Source organism: Microbacterium sp. K35, from assembly GCF_004794375.1.
Lineage (GTDB): Bacteria > Actinomycetota > Actinomycetes > Actinomycetales > Microbacteriaceae > Microbacterium > Microbacterium sufflavum.
On record NZ_SSDM01000408.1, the window covers coordinates 1 to 204 of the forward strand.

Here is a 204-nt window from a genome sequence, read left to right on the forward strand (position 1 = left end):
CGAGCGCCACCACGCCGAAGCCGCTCGCGAACACGGTCAGCAGCAGCGGCAGCCCTCCGCCGGGCAGGGGTCCGGTCGCGCGTTCCGTCAGCACCGCGGTCGTGCGCGCCTGACGCCGCCGCGCCGCGACCCACAGCACGCAGGCCGTGGCCACCCCGAGGATCCCCGGCACGACCCCCCAGGCCCCCGCGGCCGGGGGCAGCA

The 204-nt window shown here is 79.4% G+C and carries 1 pseudogene; it reads right to left on the reverse strand.

From position 1 onward, the window contains the following. Positions 1-204 (reverse strand): annotated as a pseudogene (locus DW299_RS19310) (DUF202 domain-containing protein); the annotation flags it as partial.